Source organism: Neisseria mucosa, assembly GCA_003028315.1.
Lineage (GTDB): Bacteria > Pseudomonadota > Gammaproteobacteria > Burkholderiales > Neisseriaceae > Neisseria > Neisseria mucosa.
The window spans coordinates 1,270,884-1,288,073 of the sequence record CP028150.1; the positions used below are offsets into that span (position 1 = coordinate 1,270,884).

At 49.4% G+C, this 17,190-nt stretch carries 18 protein-coding genes and 1 pseudogene; 4 read left to right on the forward strand and 15 right to left on the reverse strand.

Features of this window, described 5'->3' with window-relative positions:
• The first annotated feature begins 214 nt into the window (after positions 1-214).
• On the forward strand, positions 215-1,078 hold the full coding sequence (gene rfbD / locus NM96_06260; GenBank protein ID AVR78993.1) for a dTDP-4-dehydrorhamnose reductase: 864 nt from the start codon (positions 215-217) through the stop codon (positions 1,076-1,078).
• Between the two features lie 543 nt (positions 1,079-1,621).
• Here the strand turns inward: rfbD and NM96_06265 are convergent.
• The 9 genes from NM96_06265 to NM96_06305 form a co-directional block, all read right to left on the reverse strand.
• Positions 1,622-1,870 carry a glutaredoxin family protein gene (locus NM96_06265; protein ID AVR80285.1) on the reverse strand — a complete coding sequence of 83 codons (249 nt, stop codon included), beginning with the start codon at positions 1,868-1,870 and terminating at the stop codon, positions 1,622-1,624.
• A gap of 163 nt (positions 1,871-2,033) precedes the next feature.
• On the reverse strand, positions 2,034-2,234 hold the full coding sequence (locus NM96_06270) for a bacterioferritin (protein AVR78994.1): 201 nt from the start codon (positions 2,232-2,234) through the stop codon (positions 2,034-2,036).
• A gap of 248 nt (positions 2,235-2,482) precedes the next feature.
• Complete coding sequence (xerD, locus tag NM96_06275) at positions 2,483-3,358, reverse strand: site-specific tyrosine recombinase XerD (GenBank protein AVR78995.1); 876 nt, start codon at positions 3,356-3,358, stop codon at positions 2,483-2,485.
• Between the two features lie 170 nt (positions 3,359-3,528).
• Positions 3,529-3,966: a peroxiredoxin gene (locus NM96_06280; GenBank protein AVR78996.1), complete on the reverse strand. Its 438-nt coding sequence runs from the start codon at positions 3,964-3,966 to the stop codon at positions 3,529-3,531.
• Between the two features lie 109 nt (positions 3,967-4,075).
• Positions 4,076-4,711, reverse strand: coding sequence for a deoxynucleoside kinase (locus tag NM96_06285; protein AVR78997.1), 636 nt, complete (start codon positions 4,709-4,711; stop codon positions 4,076-4,078).
• 221 nt (positions 4,712-4,932) lie between these two features.
• The gene (gene folK, locus NM96_06290; protein AVR78998.1) at positions 4,933-5,430 is read right to left on the reverse strand and encodes a 2-amino-4-hydroxy-6-hydroxymethyldihydropteridine diphosphokinase; all 498 of its coding nucleotides are present in this window, start codon (positions 5,428-5,430) and stop codon (positions 4,933-4,935) included.
• Between the two features lie 15 nt (positions 5,431-5,445).
• Positions 5,446-5,820, reverse strand: a complete 375-nt coding sequence (locus tag NM96_06295) for a SirB family protein (protein AVR78999.1) — start codon at positions 5,818-5,820, stop codon at positions 5,446-5,448.
• 52 nt (positions 5,821-5,872) lie between these two features.
• Positions 5,873-6,442 carry a methyltransferase domain-containing protein gene (locus NM96_06300; GenBank protein ID AVR79000.1) on the reverse strand — a complete coding sequence of 190 codons (570 nt, stop codon included), beginning with the start codon at positions 6,440-6,442 and terminating at the stop codon, positions 5,873-5,875.
• An 81-nt stretch (positions 6,443-6,523) separates the two neighbouring features.
• Positions 6,524-6,814 (reverse strand): RNA chaperone Hfq, encoded by a 291-nt coding sequence (locus tag NM96_06305; protein AVR79001.1) that lies wholly within the window; start codon positions 6,812-6,814, stop codon positions 6,524-6,526.
• A gap of 47 nt (positions 6,815-6,861) precedes the next feature.
• On the opposite strand from NM96_06305, the gene NM96_06310 reads away from it, so the two are divergent.
• Positions 6,862-7,059: a hypothetical protein gene (locus NM96_06310; protein AVR79002.1), complete on the forward strand. Its 198-nt coding sequence runs from the start codon at positions 6,862-6,864 to the stop codon at positions 7,057-7,059.
• A 123-nt stretch (positions 7,060-7,182) separates the two neighbouring features.
• Here the strand turns inward: NM96_06310 and der are convergent, their stop codons facing one another.
• The 3 genes from der to NM96_06325 all read right to left on the reverse strand — a co-directional run bounded on the left by der (position 7,183) and on the right by NM96_06325 (position 11,147).
• Positions 7,183-8,640, reverse strand: a complete 1,458-nt coding sequence (gene der, locus NM96_06315; protein ID AVR80286.1) for a ribosome biogenesis GTPase Der — start codon at positions 8,638-8,640, stop codon at positions 7,183-7,185.
• A gap of 581 nt (positions 8,641-9,221) precedes the next feature.
• Positions 9,222-9,851 carry a hypothetical protein gene (locus NM96_06320; protein ID AVR79003.1) on the reverse strand — a complete coding sequence of 210 codons (630 nt, stop codon included), beginning with the start codon at positions 9,849-9,851 and terminating at the stop codon, positions 9,222-9,224.
• Complete coding sequence (locus NM96_06325; GenBank protein AVR79004.1) at positions 9,852-11,147, reverse strand: histidine--tRNA ligase; 1,296 nt, start codon at positions 11,145-11,147, stop codon at positions 9,852-9,854.
• Between the two features lie 813 nt (positions 11,148-11,960).
• On the opposite strand from NM96_06325, the gene NM96_06330 reads away from it, so the two are divergent.
• Both NM96_06330 and NM96_06335 read left to right on the forward strand, forming a co-directional pair.
• Positions 11,961-12,753, forward strand: a protein-coding gene (locus tag NM96_06330; GenBank protein AVR79005.1) for an IS5/IS1182 family transposase whose coding sequence is annotated in 2 segments (ribosomal slippage) — positions 11,961-12,226 and positions 12,225-12,753 — 795 coding nt in all. Because the reading frame shifts where the segments join, the coding sequence is not laid out codon by codon here.
• Between the two features lie 463 nt (positions 12,754-13,216).
• Complete coding sequence (locus tag NM96_06335) at positions 13,217-14,140, forward strand: pseudouridine synthase (protein AVR79006.1); 924 nt, start codon at positions 13,217-13,219, stop codon at positions 14,138-14,140.
• Between the two features lie 104 nt (positions 14,141-14,244).
• Here NM96_06335 and cls read toward each other — a convergent pair whose 3' ends face one another.
• From cls to NM96_06350, 3 genes and pseudogenes are all read right to left on the reverse strand, one after another.
• The gene (cls, locus tag NM96_06340; protein AVR79007.1) at positions 14,245-15,738 is read right to left on the reverse strand and encodes a cardiolipin synthase; all 1,494 of its coding nucleotides are present in this window, start codon (positions 15,736-15,738) and stop codon (positions 14,245-14,247) included.
• A gap of 35 nt (positions 15,739-15,773) precedes the next feature.
• A pseudogene (locus tag NM96_06345) lies at positions 15,774-15,898 on the reverse strand (IS5/IS1182 family transposase).
• Positions 15,899-16,043: 145 nt separating this feature from the next.
• Positions 16,044-17,105 carry a uroporphyrinogen decarboxylase gene (locus tag NM96_06350; protein ID AVR79008.1) on the reverse strand — a complete coding sequence of 354 codons (1,062 nt, stop codon included), beginning with the start codon at positions 17,103-17,105 and terminating at the stop codon, positions 16,044-16,046.
• Positions 17,106-17,190 lie beyond the last annotated feature (85 nt).

The window sequence follows — 17,190 nt, forward strand, 5'->3', positions numbered from 1 at the left end:
CCTTTTTTCCCTCTTCAAACAAAATTTTTCATCATCCGTCTTATCTTACCACCAAATATTAGCGAGACATTGCAACGATCGTTCCTTACCCCGTTCAAATTTTCCGATAAACATAAGTTCAAAACGGTGAAGGCGTAAAATGCTGTTAAGAGCTGATGTTTGCTCTATAATGATGTCCATCTTGCCGAAACAATATTCATTAAGGAGATATACCATGAGGACTCTGCTGACAGGCTCTAAAGGACAACTCGCACACTGCTTCCGAGACCGACTTCCTGATAATTGGGAGCTGATTGCTACTGACTCCTCTTCCTTGGATATTACAGATGCTGATGCTGTACGCAATATGGTTCAAAGCTTTCAACCCGATGCAATTGTCAATGCCGCTGCCTATACCGCTGTCGATCGCGCAGAAACAAACGTTCCTGCAGCATTTGCCGTTAACGCCGCAGCCGTTCACAACCTTGCCGATGCGGCACGTTCTGTTCATGCCCGATTTATCCATGTATCGACCGATTACGTTTTCGACGGGACAAGCAAAACGCCCTATCGTGAACATGACTACACCAATCCGCAAAGCGTATATGGCCGCACTAAAGCCACCGGCGAACTACTCGCGCTTGCCGCTAATCCGGAAAGCACAATTATCCGTACCTCTTGGCTATTTAGCGAATACGGCAATAATTTTGTTAAAACCATGCTGCGCTTGGCAAAAGAACGAGACAGCCTTTCCGTTGTCAACGATCAAATCGGATGCCCGACCTATGCGGGGGATTTGGCGCAAGCCATCATTACCCTTTTGCAACACCCATCGCCTTCTAGAGGGATCTACCACTTCGGCGGCAACAAATCGGTTACTTGGTATGAATTCAGTCAAACTATCTTTCAAACAGCACTAAAACATGACAATAATTTCAAAATGCCGCAATTAACACCCATCACCACTGATCAATATCCTCTTCCTGCACCACGTCCCGAGTACAGTATTATGGATTGTCGAAAAATCGAAAACGATTACGGCATCAAACCCTCTGACTGGCAAAAAGCTTTAAACGACATCATCGGTAAATTGGACTAATCTTTACTGAAAAGCCCCTGTTATCAGGGGCTTTTTTATATAAACGTCAAGCCTTACGAAACAGGTATTTAACTTTACACAATTCATCTTTTAGTTTAAATAAAAAACAGCTATCATTATAATCTAACATCTCACAATATATTGAATAAGCGATAAAAGCCCAATAAACAATCAACGACAGGATTATTAAACGGTAAATTTATGATTTTATTTATCTTTCGTTTCGGGATAATCCTTTAAATCACAGAAAGGAAAAATAATGCCACATCGCAGACGACTGGCTATTTACCAAGCCGCAAAACGCGCCTCCTTCACCAGAAAACCGGTTGCTCCGACTACACCCGTAGCCGGTTAAACAAAACAGAGGGGATGATGCTTACCCCTCATGATATTTCAAAGGTTGTCTGAAATAAAAATCAGGCAGCCTTTTATTCATATAGCGGTAGCGTAAGAACAAAATCCTGAAATTCTTTGAAAATTTTTCAGACGAGCTGTTTTCAATTTATCGAAACCAACTTATCAAAACAGAAATACTTTCAGCCGTTATACCCCATCACATTTTGTTTCCAAAAAGGTTTTCAATTTTTCCCCATCCAAAAACCAATGGCAAATTTCTGTTTCGCCATCAAGCAAAACAGGGACAAGTTCATTATATTTTTCCTCCAAGACAGGATCTTCATCAACATCAAGAATTTCCAGCTCAAAGCCAAATCTTTCTTGATATGGTTTAAGCTGTTCGCGCATTTTGTGGCAGAGGCTGCAATATTCGCGAAACATCAACGTCAGTTTCATAATAGACTCTTTACTGTAAACGGAAATCGAGATTGTAAGGTATAGCCGATTAACTTCAAAACGGCAGTTCGGCATATACTGTTTTATTTTAGAGTAGATGCAAAAGGTCGTCTGAAACCAAAGATTTTGGTTTCAGACGACCTTGTTTGAATTCTAGATGAAATTAAGACTGAACATTAATACCGGCGGTAATGGTAGTTTGGGCATTGTTGATATTCAGAAACGAAGCAGCCAATTCGCTGCAACACCCACAGCAAGTAGCTACTCCTAATTGAGCCTGCAAATCGCTCATCGTACTTGCGCCGGCGGCGATGGTTTCTTTGATTTCGTGGTCGGTAATGGCGTTGCAGATGCAGACAAACATAATGTGCTCCGTGTTTTCTTTCGCTCAGTATTGATAGTGTGTTTTATTCTTAAACATGAATATAAATAAAAACTGTTTGCATTGCAAGGTTTACCTCTTGGTTTATCTTGGTAATTTTCTATTGAAATATATATTTCGATTGATATTTTATAAATTAACTCATTTTGAATGTTTAATGCCATATCAACAAAAAAGGTCGTCTGAAAACGAAATTTCCGTTTTCAGGCGACCTTTTTCAATAGAATCGTTTAATTCCGCGAATGGTGTTCGTCAACGATGTTTTTCAAACGAATGTTGGCGACGTGGGTGTAGATTTGGGTGGTGTTGATGTTGGCGTGTCCGAGCATGAGTTGTACGGCACGCAAATCGACGCCGTGGTTGACGAGGTGGGTGGCGAAGGCGTGGCGCAGGCCGTGCGGGCTGAGCGAGGTGATGCCGGCGGCTTCGGCGTAGTTTTTGACAATCATCCACGCGAGTTGGCGGGAAATACCGCTGCGTTTTTGGCTGACGAAGACTTCGTCGCAGATTTTGTTTTTGAGCAGCAGCGGGCGCGATTCGGCGCAATAGCGTTCGACCCAGTAAACGGCTTCTTCGCCCATAGGCACGATACGCAGTTTATCGCCTTTGCCTATGGTGCGGATGCAGCCGCGGTTGAGGTCGAGGTCGCCCAGTTGGAGCTTGACGGCTTCGGTTACGCGCAGACCTGTGGCGTACATGACTTCGAGCAGGGCTTTGTCGCGCAGGCCGTGCGGCGTGTCGGTATCGGGCGCGGCGAGCAGGTTTTCGATTTGCGCTTCGGTAATCAGGGTGGGCAGTTTTTGCGTCTGTTTCGGGGCTTTGAGGAAACGGGTCGGGTTGTCCGTCCGCCGCTCGGTCTCTTCCAACCAGGCGTATAGGCGTTTGCAGGCTGACAAGGCGCGCGCCTGCGAGCTGTGTTTTTCGTCCGCCGCATAGACGGCATCCGCCAAATCGGCGGCTTCGGCATCCAACCAAGTATGCCCGCCCGCTTCCAAACGCGCGGCGATTTTTTCCAAATCACGGCGGTAGCCTTGCAAGGTGTTATGGCTGAGACGGTCTTGCAGCCACAGCGATTCGAGCAGTTTGTCTATGAGTTCGTTGGTCATGGGGTTTTACGGGCAGTCCAAAGATGGTGTGTATCGTGGATTGAATATGAATCAGGACAAGCAACCCTGCCCTGATTGACGTCCATTATAAAAGGTCGTCTGAAAATGAAAACCTGCTTGGGCAGAGCCCACCATGTTCGTTTTCAGACGACCTTTTGCTGCATTACGGTTTATCGGGACAGTGTTTCCAAAACTTCCTGCGCGTGTCCAGCGACTTTGACTTTGCGCCATTCGTGGATGATTTCGCCGTTTGCGTCCAATACGAATGTGCTGCGTTCAATACCCAAAGACTCTTTGCCGTAGAGCTTTTTCAGCTTGATCACGTCAAACATTTTACACACGGTTTCGTCTTTGTCGCTCAACAATTCAAAATTGAAGCCTTGCTTGGCGCAGAAATTCTGATGCGATTTCACGCCGTCGCGCGAGATGCCGACGACAGTATAGCCGAGTTCTTTGAATTGCGGCAAACGGGCGTTGAAATCCAAGCCTTCGGTGGTGCAGCCGGGCGTGCTGTCTTTGGGGTAGAAATAAACAATCAACGGCAGATGTTCGGCAGAATCGAAGTCGTTGCCACTGCTTGAGGGCAAAGTGAATCGGTATTGGGTCATGATGTCTCCTTTCAGACGACCTAAGACGGAAACGTAGTAGCGGGCAAGGAAATAAAATGAATCCCCAACATAGCCGCTTCGGCGTTTCACCACAATCTTGCAAACTGCGTCAGCGTTCGCTCAAATTCAGATAATTGCGCGTTCCCTGCAAATCGTTCAGCGCATTGAGCAACAGTTGGAAATGTTCGTCATTGCCTTGCAAGTCCAACTCGTCAGCATTGACGGTCAGCAACGGGGAATTTTGATAAAGGTGGAAAAACTGGCTGTATCCCTCGTGTATCCGCCCCAAATAGCCTTCGGGGAAAAGATTGATGATGCCGTCGCCGCGTTTTTGTAGGCGTTTGCGGTTGCCGTCCACGGCGGTTTGCAGGTAAATCACCAAATCGGGCGCGGGATACTGCGGCAGGATTTTTTGTTTCAAATCGGCGAAGAGCTGCTGCTCGTCTTCATTCAACACGACCGGCGTGAAAATCCGGTCTTTTTCCAACAGGAAATCGGCGACGACCATGCCGCCTTGTGCGTATTCGTTTTTGATGATGTCCACGCTTTCGGCTCGGCGCATCAGGAAAAAAAGCTCGGTTGCCAAGCCGTGATGGGAGGCGTTGGCGTAAAACTTCATGAGGAAGGGGTTGTGTTCGGGGTTTTCCGCCAGCGACAGCGCGCTGAAATGTTCTGCAAGGCGGCGGCTCAAGGCGTTTTTCCCGCTGCCGATGGAGCCTTCGACGACAATATAACGGTAGTTCATGGTTTGATGAATGATTTTGTTTTGATATTTTGGAAAGGTGGCATTTTATCAGACCGACGGAGTTTGCCCAAACCTGCCGCCGCCCTTCTTGAAAGGTCGTCTGAAAAAGGAAACTGCCAAGCCATTTCCCTTTTCAGACGACCTCTTGAACCTAGTTGCTTCAAATATAAACTTTGACACGCGATTGAAGCAAACAGATGTTTTTATTTCACCGTCTTGCTTCAAACGGCTTCTTCCAACAGGCGTATCCCTTCATCGCCCAAAGCAGCCGCCAAATCCGCCGCCCGTTCGTGTCCGCCCAAAACAAAATCGGGCAGGATTTCAGCCAGCGGCTTCATCACAAAGCTGCGTTCGTGCGCGCGCGGATGCGGTAGGGTCAGATGCGGGTCGCTGCTGGAAATGCCGTCAAAATCGATGATGTCCAGGTCCAATGTGCGCGGGGCGTTTCGGAACGTGCGTTTCCGCCCGAAATCCGCCTCGATGCGGTTCAACACGGCAAGCAGCGAAACGCCGTCCAATGAAGTGCGGACGGAACAAACGGCGTTGACGAAATCAGGCTGATTGTCGTAGCCGACCGGCGCGGTCAAATATAACGAGGAAGTTTTTTCGATTTGAATCTGCGGATGCGCCTCCAGCGCGGATAAGGCGGCGCGGACTTGGCGGGCAGGTTCGGCAAGGTTGCTGCCCAAAGCGATGACGGCAAAATGGGTTTGCGGCATTTTCAGACGACCTCTTTAAAACGGCAGCGTTTTGGTTTTGGCAAGATAGACGATGCAGCCGACGCAAGCCATCGACAACACATAAATGGCGTAAAACTTCGGCGAACGCGGACGGGAGCGCATCATGACCATGCCCAGCCCGATGTAAACCAGCAGCAGCAGAATTTTGCTGCCGAGCCACGGCGAATTGAAGGGCGAAAAGTGGGTAATCTTCATCAGCCACAAGCCGGTAAAGAGCAGCATGGTGTCGTTGAGATGGGGAAGGGCTTTCCAGATACCCGCCAAAGGTTTATCGGGATGCCGCCAAAGCAGGAAAAAGCGGATATTGAACACCAAAATGGTGATGGTGACGAAAATCTGATGGCTGTATTTTACAAACAGATATTGCATAGCGGTCGCACGTTATTGTTTTTGAAAGAAGCGCCTATTCTACCCCAAACATTCATTCTTGACGTAACTTTTCAAACGCCAACAAATACGGCGGGCAGTTGCGGCGGTTGATAAAACCATAACGCAAAACGGCAAATTCATCCTGCGGCAACCGCTGCGCCCAATCTTCGATTGCCTGCGCTTCATGCTGCCCCGCCTCATGTCCCGGATACAGCACGGCAACCGCCAGCCCGCCCGTTTTCAGCAGCGATAAGGCGGATGTCAACGCGCGGATGCTGGTTGCCGCTTCTGTCGTACAGCTTTTATCGCCGCCGGGCAGCCAGCCGAAATTGAATACTGCCGCGTCCAACGGTTCGCGGATGTGGGTGGCTAGATTTTCATGTCCGTCCAATATCAGTTCCACCCTATCCGCCATGCCGGCTTCTTCCAAGCGCATTCGGGTGTTTGCCAATGCCTGCTCTTGAACGTCAAACGCCCACACTTTCCCGCCGCTGCCGATCGAACGCGCCAACATCAGCGTATCGTTGCCGTTTCCCGCCGTACCGTCCAAAGCGCGGGTATCAGGTTTTAAGGCTTGTTTGAGAAGCGAGTGTGCAAAAGGGAGGATGTTTTCGAGCTGCATAAAATTAAAGGTCGTCTGAAAATAAAAATACCTTACCGGCCAAGCGGTAAGGTATCAGAATCGATTAATGCGTTACATACATTATTCGGCAGGTTGTTGCACGGTCTCAACTTGAACCGGGGCAGCCGCAGCGGCTTGGGGTTTGTTCTCGTGTTGCAGGCTCACGGCACGGGCAGGAACGATCGTTGAGATAGCGTGTTTATAAACCATTTGGGTAACGGAAGTATTACGCAGCAGAACGACGTATTGGTCAAACGACTCGACTTGGCCTTGCAGTTTGATACCGTTGACCAGATAAATCGAAACCGGAACGTGCTCTTTACGCAACGCATTCAAAAAAGGATCTTGTAACATTTGTCCTTTAGCTGTCATATTCTAAGCTCCATTATTATGATTTTGAAATCGTTTTGAAAACGAACATGAGTCGGATTGTAGACCCGAACGAGAAAAATTACCAACTATTTTTCCGTAAGAATATGCAAACCTCTATCAAACGACGGGCTTTCCAACGATTTTTTACCCAAATGCGTTATACAAATCATTTCAATACGAACGATTTTTACCATAGGGAACAGGTTGGCAGATTTGGATTTTCAGACGACCTTACTATCAGATAAAACATTTTTATTACAATACCTTAGCTAAAACCTTTAAGAGGATTCACCTCCAACCGCCCTACTCACCCCGGCTGCAATCTAAAAGGGGGCATACCTCGTGGCACGCCCCTTGTTCCGTCAGATTTATTTGCTGTGCTGTTTTTTCACGCTGACTTTGGTTTTCTTTTTAAAACGGTTTTTCTCTTCCTTGCGGCCTTCGCGTTTTTCGATGCGGTTGCTCAGGCTGACGCGGCGCAGCGGTTTTTTCTTCGGTTTGTCTTCCGCATTTTCATACGGGTTTTCCGAAACATTGTATTGAATCCGCAGCGGCGTGCCTTGCAGGTTGAAGGCTTTACGGAAGGTCTGGGTCAGGTAGCGCGTATAGCTGTCGGAAATCGCGTGCAGCGAATTGCCGTGTACCACAATCACGGGCGGGTTCATGCCGCCTTGGTGGGCATAGCGCATTTTCGGGCGCACCAAACCTGCGCGCGGCGGCTGTTGGCGCTCGATGGCGCTTTGCAGGACGCGGGTGATTTTCGGCGTCGGCATCTTAATCATGGCAGCGTTGTAGGCTGCCTGAATGCTGTCGAACAACCCGTCTATACCGCGTTCTTTCAATGCGGAAATGAAGTGGAACTTGGCAAAATCGAGGAAATACAGTTTGCGGGAAATGTCGCGTTTGATCTGTTCGCGGCGCTCTTCGCTGATGCCGTCCCATTTATTGACGGCAACCACCAGCGCGCGCCCTGCTTCCAAGGCGAAACCGGCAATCGTGGCATCTTGGTCGGCGATGTCTTGCTGCGCGTCCAATACCAAAACGGCAACGTTTGCCGCCTCAACCGCCTGCATCGCTTTGATAACGGAGAACTTTTCCACAGCCTCATCGACTTTGCCGCGACGGCGCACGCCTGCGGTATCGATGATGGTAAACGGTTTGCCTTCGCGTTCGAAATCGATGTGGATGCTGTCGCGCGTCGTGCCCGCCATATCGAAGGCAATCACGCGCTCTTCGCCGAGAATGGCGTTAACCAGCGTGGATTTGCCGACGTTCGGACGACCGATAACGGCAAAAACGGGATGTTTAACGTCGGCTTCTTCGGCTTCAGGGTCGGGGAATTTTTCTAAAATTTCTTCAATCAGGTAATACACGCCGTCGCCGTGCGCGCCGGAAATAACGTGCGGTTCGCCCAATGCCAGTTCGTAAAACTCGGCGGCAAGCACGGCTCTGTTGCCGCCCTCGCCTTTGTTTACCGCCAGATAAACGGGGCGCGGGCTTTGGCGCAGGCGGTCGGCGATGATTTTGTCTTGCGGGGTCAGACCAGTGCGGCCGTCCACCAAGAACACGACGGAATCGGCTTCATCGACAGCCTGCAAAGTCTGTTTCGCCATTTCGTGCAAAATCCCACTGTCCACAACCGGCTCGAAACCGCCGGTATCGATGACGAGATAAGGTTTGCTGCCGATTTTGCCGTGTCCGTAATGGCGGTCGCGGGTCAGGCCGGGCAGGTCGTGCACAAGCGCGTCTTTGGTGCGCGTCAGGCGGTTGAACAAGGTGGATTTGCCAACATTCGGGCGGCCGACAAGGGCGATGGTGGGTTTCATGATGAGGTCTTTCTGTGTCAAGTGTCGGTTCGGAAGCGAACCTGCAACACAAGCAGGTGTTTTCAAAACACGGTAGGTTAAAAAAGATAAGGGGTCGTCTGAAAATAGATTCAACAGCAACAATGGCTTGAGCTGGAATTTCCGTCCCATACAGCCATCTTTGACTTGGGGAACTTGCCTGCGCTTATCAACTACAAATATGGTATGGCGAGTTTCATCCAGCCATAGTTAATGGATTTTACGCAATGAAAAAAATCATCTTAACATCACTATGCATTTTTCTCCCTGTAAATTTCGGGATTGGCTTATTGCTCGGCGTGTATCAAACAGACCGACCACTCAAAATCATAGTCTCATTAATTATCAGCACGCTTTTTTATATCGTACCTATGTATTTTCTACTCAAACGCAAAGCCAAATAATCTGCCTTTTCAGACGACCTGTTCGGCGAATCTTGTCCCTGCATGATGCATATTCAAACAAAAGGTCGTCTGAAAATATAGTGGAACACAATTAAAACAGACAAGGCTTGCCGGAAAGATTCCGACAAGCCACATAGTCTTTCAATTTTTCAGATGACCTTATTTTTGCGAATCCAGCTTCATTTGCAGCAATTCGCGTTCGATGGCGTCTTTAGGCAGCTTTTCCAAAGCCTGCTGATAGCTTTGCGCGGCTTCTTTGGTTTTGTTTTGCGCGGCATAAACATCGCCTTTCGCTTCCAAAAGCAGCGGCTCGAAATCTGCTTCAACTTTCGTATTCAAGGCTGCAATCGCGGCATCGTATTTTTTCTGCTGCAACAGGACGATGCCCAAACGCTGCGCCGCCAATGCTTGAACCAGCGGGGCTTTTTGGTTTTTCAACACCCAGTTCAGATGACCTTCCGCCACATCGTAACGGCGGGCATCATATTCGGTCGCAGCCGCCATCAGCGTCGCTTGCGCGGCGGCAATGGAGTCCGGGTAATTTTGCTGGAGGTTGGTCAAATCGGCATTCACTTCGGCTTGCGAGGCTTTTGCCTGCATTTTATCGACGATTTTCGCCAATACTTCGGCAGCTTCCTGACTTTGCGAGGCTTTATGGCTCTTATACATGGTATAGCCCAAATAGCCCAATGCCGCCGCGATCAGCAGGGCAAACAGCCATCGGCCGGTACTTTTCCAAAAGTATTTAAAATTGTCTAATTCTTGTTGTTCTTCGAGATGGGCTGCCATTTATGCGTTCTTCCATTGTTGTAAAGTGTGGATTAAATCGTCGGCGGCGACGGTTTGCTGACCGTGTGCGCCGTTCATGTCTTTAAGCGTAACCGTACCGTTCGCCAATTCGTCTTGCGCAACAATCAGGGCAAAGCGCGCGCCGCTGTTGTCGGCTTTTTTCATTTGCGCTTTCAGGCTTTGATAGCCGGAATGCTGCATCACGTTGAAACCTTGTGCGCGTAAGGCTTGCGCGTATTTCATCACTTGCAAATCCGCGCCCTCGCCCTGATGCATGGCGTACACGTCAGGCGCGGCATTGACTTCCAGCGAACCGTATTCGCTAACCAGCAGCAGCAGCCGCTCGATGCCCATTGCAAAGCCGATAGACGGAGCGGGCTTGCCGCCGAGTTCTTCAATCAAACCGTCGTAACGGCCGCCGCCGCACACCGTCGCCTGCGCGCCGAGTTTGTCGGTCGTCCATTCAAAAACGGTTTGGTTGTAATAATCCAAGCCGCGCACCAGCCGCGGATTTTCAACATATTGAATGCCCAAGCCTTCCAGCATGGCTTTGAAACGGCTGTAATGATTGCGCGATTCCTCGCCCAGATAATCAGTCAAATGCGGCGCGGCATTGCAGATTTCCTGCAAATCGGGATTTTTAGAATCCAAAACGCGCAACGGATTGGTTTTCAGACGACGTTTGCTGTCTTCATCCAATTTGTCTTCATAACGGGTCAGATATTCGACCAAAGCCGCACGGTGCGCCGCACGCTCTTCGCGGTTACCCAAGCTGTTGATTTCCAAAGTCAGGTAATCGCGGATACCCAGCTTGTCCCACAAATCCGCCGACATCGCGATGATTTCGGCGTCGATGTCCGGACCTTCAAAACCCAACGCCTCGATACCGACCTGATGAAACTGGCGGTAGCGTCCTTTTTGCGGACGCTCGCGGCGGAACATCGGCCCCATGTACCACAGCTTTTGCGGGCTGTTGTACAACAGATTGTGTTCCACCACCGCACGCAGGCAGGATGCCGTACCCTCCGGCCGCAGACTCAGGCTCAAAGAATCGTTGGAATCGGAAAAAGTGTACATTTCCTTACCGACCACATCGGTTTCTTCGCCAATGGAGCGGACAAACAAACCCGTCTGCTCGACAATCGGCGTACGGATTTGCTGATAACCATAAGCACGCGTCCAGCGGCCGACCACATCTTCAAACGCCTGCCAAAACGCAGCGGTCAGCTTGAAATCTTTTTGTTCGACGGGCAAAAGGTCGTTCATGCCTTTGACGGATTGGATTTTTTGTGCCATTTCAAATAGGGATACCGGAATCAAAATAGTCGGCAATTATAGCTGATTTTTAAGGAGTTGTGAGGTTTTGGCAATGAAGGGTTTGGGCCAAAAGGTCGTCTAAAAAAATTTTCAGACAACCTTATTGGCTCAAATTCAAAATGCACGCCACCATTTTATCTGGCCGACTGCGTACTCCGTCTGACATTTCGGACTTCAAGTAAAAAAACGATGTATCACGTTCAGCTTCCTCTTCATAAATAATTTGTATAAAAGAGTAACACCATTCTCATTATATTCACCAAGAATAAATATACAACAGCATATATCATCTTGACTGCCGTATATCTCACCATTTCACATAATGAACAAATATGTGAATATTAAGAAAAAAGATAACAAAATAATAGATGAACTCACACCAACCATTTTTACAAGCAAATTTTTTATATAATTTGCGTAAAATAATATTGAATGCAATCATCAAAGCAAATGTTATGTACAAATTTGACATTTCGCATCACCATTCAAATTGGAGTCAGCAGCGGTTTTCTTGATGGAGAAGATGCAGATAAATATGATGGCGAACATCCACCAGCAGCTCCTCCTATAACTCCGCCAACAAATGATTTAATAAAGCCGGATTTTCACCGTCCTAAACAGCAGTATAATTAATCCCTAATTGATATTTTATAGGCTCTTATCCTTGGCTTTATTTTAAGCATACCATTTAAATTACGGCTTTCTTCCCATAAATAACTGACGTTACCATACAATTCTGCCTTTTCTCTTAGAACGTGTTCATTGTCTCAGCCTCTGCTGTAAACTATCGGCATGAACAGAAAAACCTACCCAAGCGATATCAGTCGCGAGCAATTTGCGCCTCTCCTTCCCCTGCTGGAAAGTGCCCGTAAACGCACAGCGCCACGCCAGGTGGACTTGTACGATGTCTTTTGTGCCATTCTCTACCTGCAACGCACTGGCTGCTCCTGGCGCGCTTTGCCGGGCGACTTCCCCAAATGGCGCACCGTGCATTCCTACTTCCAGAGATGGACCAAACCACGCGAGAGTGGCATCAGCATCCTTGAGGAAGCATTAAAAAAATCAGGTAGTTGCGGAGCGCCGCAAGCAGGGGCGCCATGAAGCAACTACTTTCCTGATTATTGATGCGCAGAGTGTGAAGAACACGGATACCGCCATGGAAAAAGGCTACGATGCGGGCAAGAAGGTTAGCGGTATCAAGCGACATATAGCGGTTGACACGCAAGGTTTGCCGCATGCCCTTGCGGTAACGACGGCGGATGTTACGGATAGAAAAGGCTGCCTGGTAGCATTGGAACGTGGGCGGGATAATCTTGGTGCGATACAAAAAATCCTTGCTGACGGTGGTTACACGGGTAAGGCATTTGCTTCGTCGGTACAGGAGTTGATTGGTGCGGAGGTAGAGATTGCCAAACGAAACGAATTGCACCGTTTTGCAGTATTGCCGAAGCGATGGGTAGTAGAGCGCAGCTTTTCCTGGTTGGAAAAGAACAGGCGGCTTTGGAAAAACTGCGAGCGTAAGTTGAGTACCAGTCTGCAAATGGTAGCTTTGGCTTTCTTGGGAGTCCTGCTACGAAGACTATGAACACGCTCTTATATCATAAGGTATGCCTACCATACTCAAGCCCATATTCTTATTCCGATTATTTTCTTGAAGTTCAGTTGAAATGAAAATAAACTTGCTGGGTCTGTCTGGATGTAGATAGCAGAAGATAATTCCGAATGCCAACTTTCACTATTTACATAAATGACAGCAGCTTATAATTTAACCCTTTCCCTATCAGTAAAGAAAATTCAGCTAAAGCAACAGACGGCACAAAGGAAAAATTGGGATGAAAATATTTTTCATGCCTTCCTCGGTTTCTCATCATATTTTTTAAAAAATTAATTTATCAAATATTTATTGTCAACAATTTTTGTAAATTTTTTTTTAAAAAATGATGATAAAACGCTAAATCAAAAGCTTAAATCCGTTTAGACAGTCGAATTTATCAATTACAGAACCATTCAATCATTTTTATACAATTTTTTTATAAGCAATCCGCCGCATGAAAAAACGCTCCAACCCCCTCCCCCTTTTAAACGGTATAAAGCCCAGCTATTTGGTGCTGCCGCATGAAAAAGAGTTCTACGGCCTGCCGCTTTTGCATTTTCTCTGCACACGCTTTCCTTTTGTCGGTGAAGAAAATTGGCGCAGGCGGCTGAACAGCGGCTTTGTGGTAGGTGCGGACGGGACGCCGTTTAACGAGCATACGGTGTTTGAAGCGGGCGAGACGATGTTTTATTACCGTGAAACCAGCAGGGACAGCGAACCGCGGATTCCGTTTGAAGAGAAGATTCTGTTTGTCGATGAACATCTTATCGTGGTTGATAAACCGCATTTTCTGCCCGTCATCCCCAGCGGGCGTTTTTTGCGTGAAACGCTGCTGACCCGGCTGCGCCTGCGGCCGCAATTGCAGCATTTGAATGTAGCGGACATTACACCGATTCACCGCTTGGATAAGGATACGGCAGGGGTCATGCTGCTATCGCACAATCCTGCCACGCGCCGCGATTATCAAACCATGTTCCAAAATAAAACCGTCTGTAAAACTTATCAGGCAATCGCGCCTACGCGGACGGATTTGGCTTATCCGCTGAATGTTTCTTCACGCATGGTGCGCGGAGAAAATTTTTTTACGACACTTGAAGTAGAAGGTGAGCCGAACGCGCATACGACGATCGAGCTTATCGAAAACCGCGGCGCGTTCAGCCTCTACCGCCTTACGCCGCATACGGGAAAAAAACACCAACTGCGCGTGCATATGATGAGCCTGGGCATGCCGCTGATGAACGATGCACTTTATCCCGTTCCGTCTGCGGCGGGTGATGAGGATTATGGGAAACCTTTGAAACTTTTGGCAAAAAGAATTGAGTTTACCGATCCTATCAGCGGACAGGCACGGATATTTGAAAGCGGTTTTGAGTTTTAGCGGTAGAGTTGTATTTGATAAAGGTCGTCTGAAAACTGGTTTTCAAACGACCTTTATTATTGGAATTCCTGCGGAAAATGACGGTACGAGTCCATTTTCATCTGCTACAAAAGCGGACTGACTAAGCGGACGGTATTTTCAATCAGCCCGCGGAATTTGGAGCGTTGCTGCCATGCTTTGACGGTGATGTAGCTGCTGTTTTTGAGGTAGTCGCGTTGGAGGTTGCAGATTTGTTTGGTGATGTCGCGGTCGTAGATGGCGAGGCTGATTTCGAGGTTGAGGAAGAAGCTGCGCATGTCCATGTTGACCGTGCCGAAGAGGGCGTAATCTTCGTCTATGGTCATGGTTTTGGCGTGTAGCAGTCCGCCTTCGAACATGGCGATTTTGACGCCTGCGTCGAGCAACATGGGGTAGTAGGCGCGGGAGGCGTAGCGCACCATGAGGGAATCGACTTTGGCGGGCAGGATCAGGGTAACTTTGACGCCGCGTTTGGCGGCGATGGTCAATGCCATCAGGAGGGGTTCGTCGGGGACGAAATAGGGAGTGGTGATGGTGATTTGTTTGGTGGCGGCGTAAATCGCGCTGATGATGGTTTCGTAAATGACGTGGCTGCCTTGTTCGGGCGCGGAGGGGATGACTTGGGCGACGATGTCGCCCTGCTGCATTTTTTCGGGAAGGATTTCGGGAATGCGCTCTTGCGCCTGCGTCAGATATTGCTGCACGCTTTCGAGGTTTTCGTCGGTTTCGACGGCAAGGTCGGCAAAGAAGACGGCGGAGAGTTCGAGTACCAGTGGGCCGGTGCAGCGCATCATGACGTCCACCCATTCGCCGACGCCGGAATCTTTTTTGAAGAAGCGGGGATCAACGAGGTTGAAGCTGCCGGTGTAGCCGATTTTGCTGTCGATGACGAGGATTTTGCGGTGGTTGCGCAGGTCGGTGCGGGTGAAGAAGGTGCGCCAGACGCCGACGGGTAAGGAGGCGTGGACCTCTACGCCGGCTTCGCGCAGGGTTTCTACCCAGCCGCTGTCGAAAAAGCGGCTGCTGCCGACTGCGTCGGCGAGGATGGCGCAATCCAAACCTCTGTCGGCGGCGGCGAGGAGTTCGTTTAACAGTTCTTCTATCCTGCCTTCGGGTTCGATGATGTAGAAGGCGAGCATGCAGGAATGGCGGGCGGCGCGGATGTCGGCAAGTATGGTGTCGATGATTTCATCGGTGGTGGACAGCAGCGTCATGGCGTTGTTGCGCGTCGCGCCAAGTCCCGTTCCGCTCGCAGCGACTTTGCTGATGCCGTGATAACGGGATTTGACTTTGTCGCCGATATCAAGGTAAAGGTTAGACAGGTAAGTTTCGACGAAACCTTGATAAAAACGGTTCATCTCGTCCGTACGCTTTGCCCGCGCCGTGCCGAGCCGCGGCTCGCCGATAAGCAGGTAGGCAATGGTGCCGAAGACAGGGAAAAGGAAGAGGATAATCAGCCAGGCAAACGTGGAGCCAATGTTTTTTTGTTTGTACAACACGCGCAAGACGCAGCCGAGCGCGGCGCAGGTGTGGGCGAAAATGAAGATTTCTGTCCAGGTGATGTCTTTTAGAAAAGTCATGTTCGATAGGCGGTAGAGGAATGGCGGGAGCGGATGTATAGTGGATTAACTAAATCAGGACAAGGCGACGAAGCCGCAGACAGTACAAATAGTACGGAACCGATTCACTTGGTGCTTCAGCACCTTAGAGAATCGTTCTCTTTGAGCTAAGGCGAGGCAACGCCGTACTGGTTTAAAGTTAATCCACTATATTTTTGAGTCTGACTGGTTTGAGGCGGTAAGGTTCAGATGATGAGTATATACAAAGGTCGTCTGAAAAACGAGTATGGCGATTTTTCAGACGACCTTTTACGTTACACGCTCAATCAAGCGTGATATTGGCGCGACAGTTCGTGTACGGTATCGACTAAGATTTTGGCGTGTTCGGGGTCGGCGTGTTGGTTGATGCCGTGTCCGAGGTTGAAGACATGGCCGCTGCCGTGTCCGTAGTCGGCAAGGATGCGCGCGACTTCGGTGCGGATGGATTCGGGCGTGCCAAAGAGGGCAAACGGGTCGAAGTTGCCTTGCAGGGCGACTTGGTCGCCGACGCGGCGGCGTGCTTCGCCGATGTTGCACGTCCAGTCCAAGCCCAATGCGTCTGCGCCGATTTCCGCCATGCCCTCCAGCCACAGCCCGCCGCCTTTGGCAAACACGATAACGGGAACGCGTCTGCCTTCGCTTTCGCGTTTCAATCCGGCAACGATTTGGCGGATGTATTTGAGGCTGAATTCTTTAAACGCCGCATCGCTCAGGACACCGCCCCAAGTGTCGAAAATCTGCACGGCCTGCGCACCCGCGTCGATTTGGGAGTTGAGGTAGGCGGTAACGGCTTGGGCGTTGGTGTCGAGGATTTTGTGCAGCAAATCGGGGCGCGAGTACATCATGGTTTTGATGGTGCGGAATTCTTTGCTGCTGCCGCCTTCGACCATATAGCAGGCGAGCGTGAACGGGCTGCCGGAGAAGCCGATGAGCGGTACGCGGCCGTCCAATGCTTTGCGGATGGAGCCGACGGCGTCAAAGACGTATTGCAGTTTTTCCATATCGGGAACTTGCAGCTTGGCAATGTCGGCTTCGTGTTGCAAGGCGCGTTCGAATTTCGGGCCTTCGCCTTCGGCAAAATACAGACCCAAGCCCATTGCGTCGGGGACGGTCAGGATGTCGGAGAACAGAATCGCCGCATCCAAATCGAAGCGGTCTAAGGGCTGGATGGTCACTTCGGTCGCCAATTCGGTGTTTTTACACAAATCGAGGAAACTGCCCGCTTTCGCGCGCGTGGCTTTGTATTCGGGCAGATAACGCCCCGCCTGACGCATCATCCAAATCGGCGTGTATTCGACGGGCTGTTTGAGCAGGGCGCGGAGGAAGGTGTCGTTTTTCAAAGAGGTCATATGGGGCTTTCGGTTTGTTTGTAAAACGGGGAAGGAAAACGGTTTTCAGACGACCTTTGCGGCGGTTTCCGCAATGAAAGGTCGT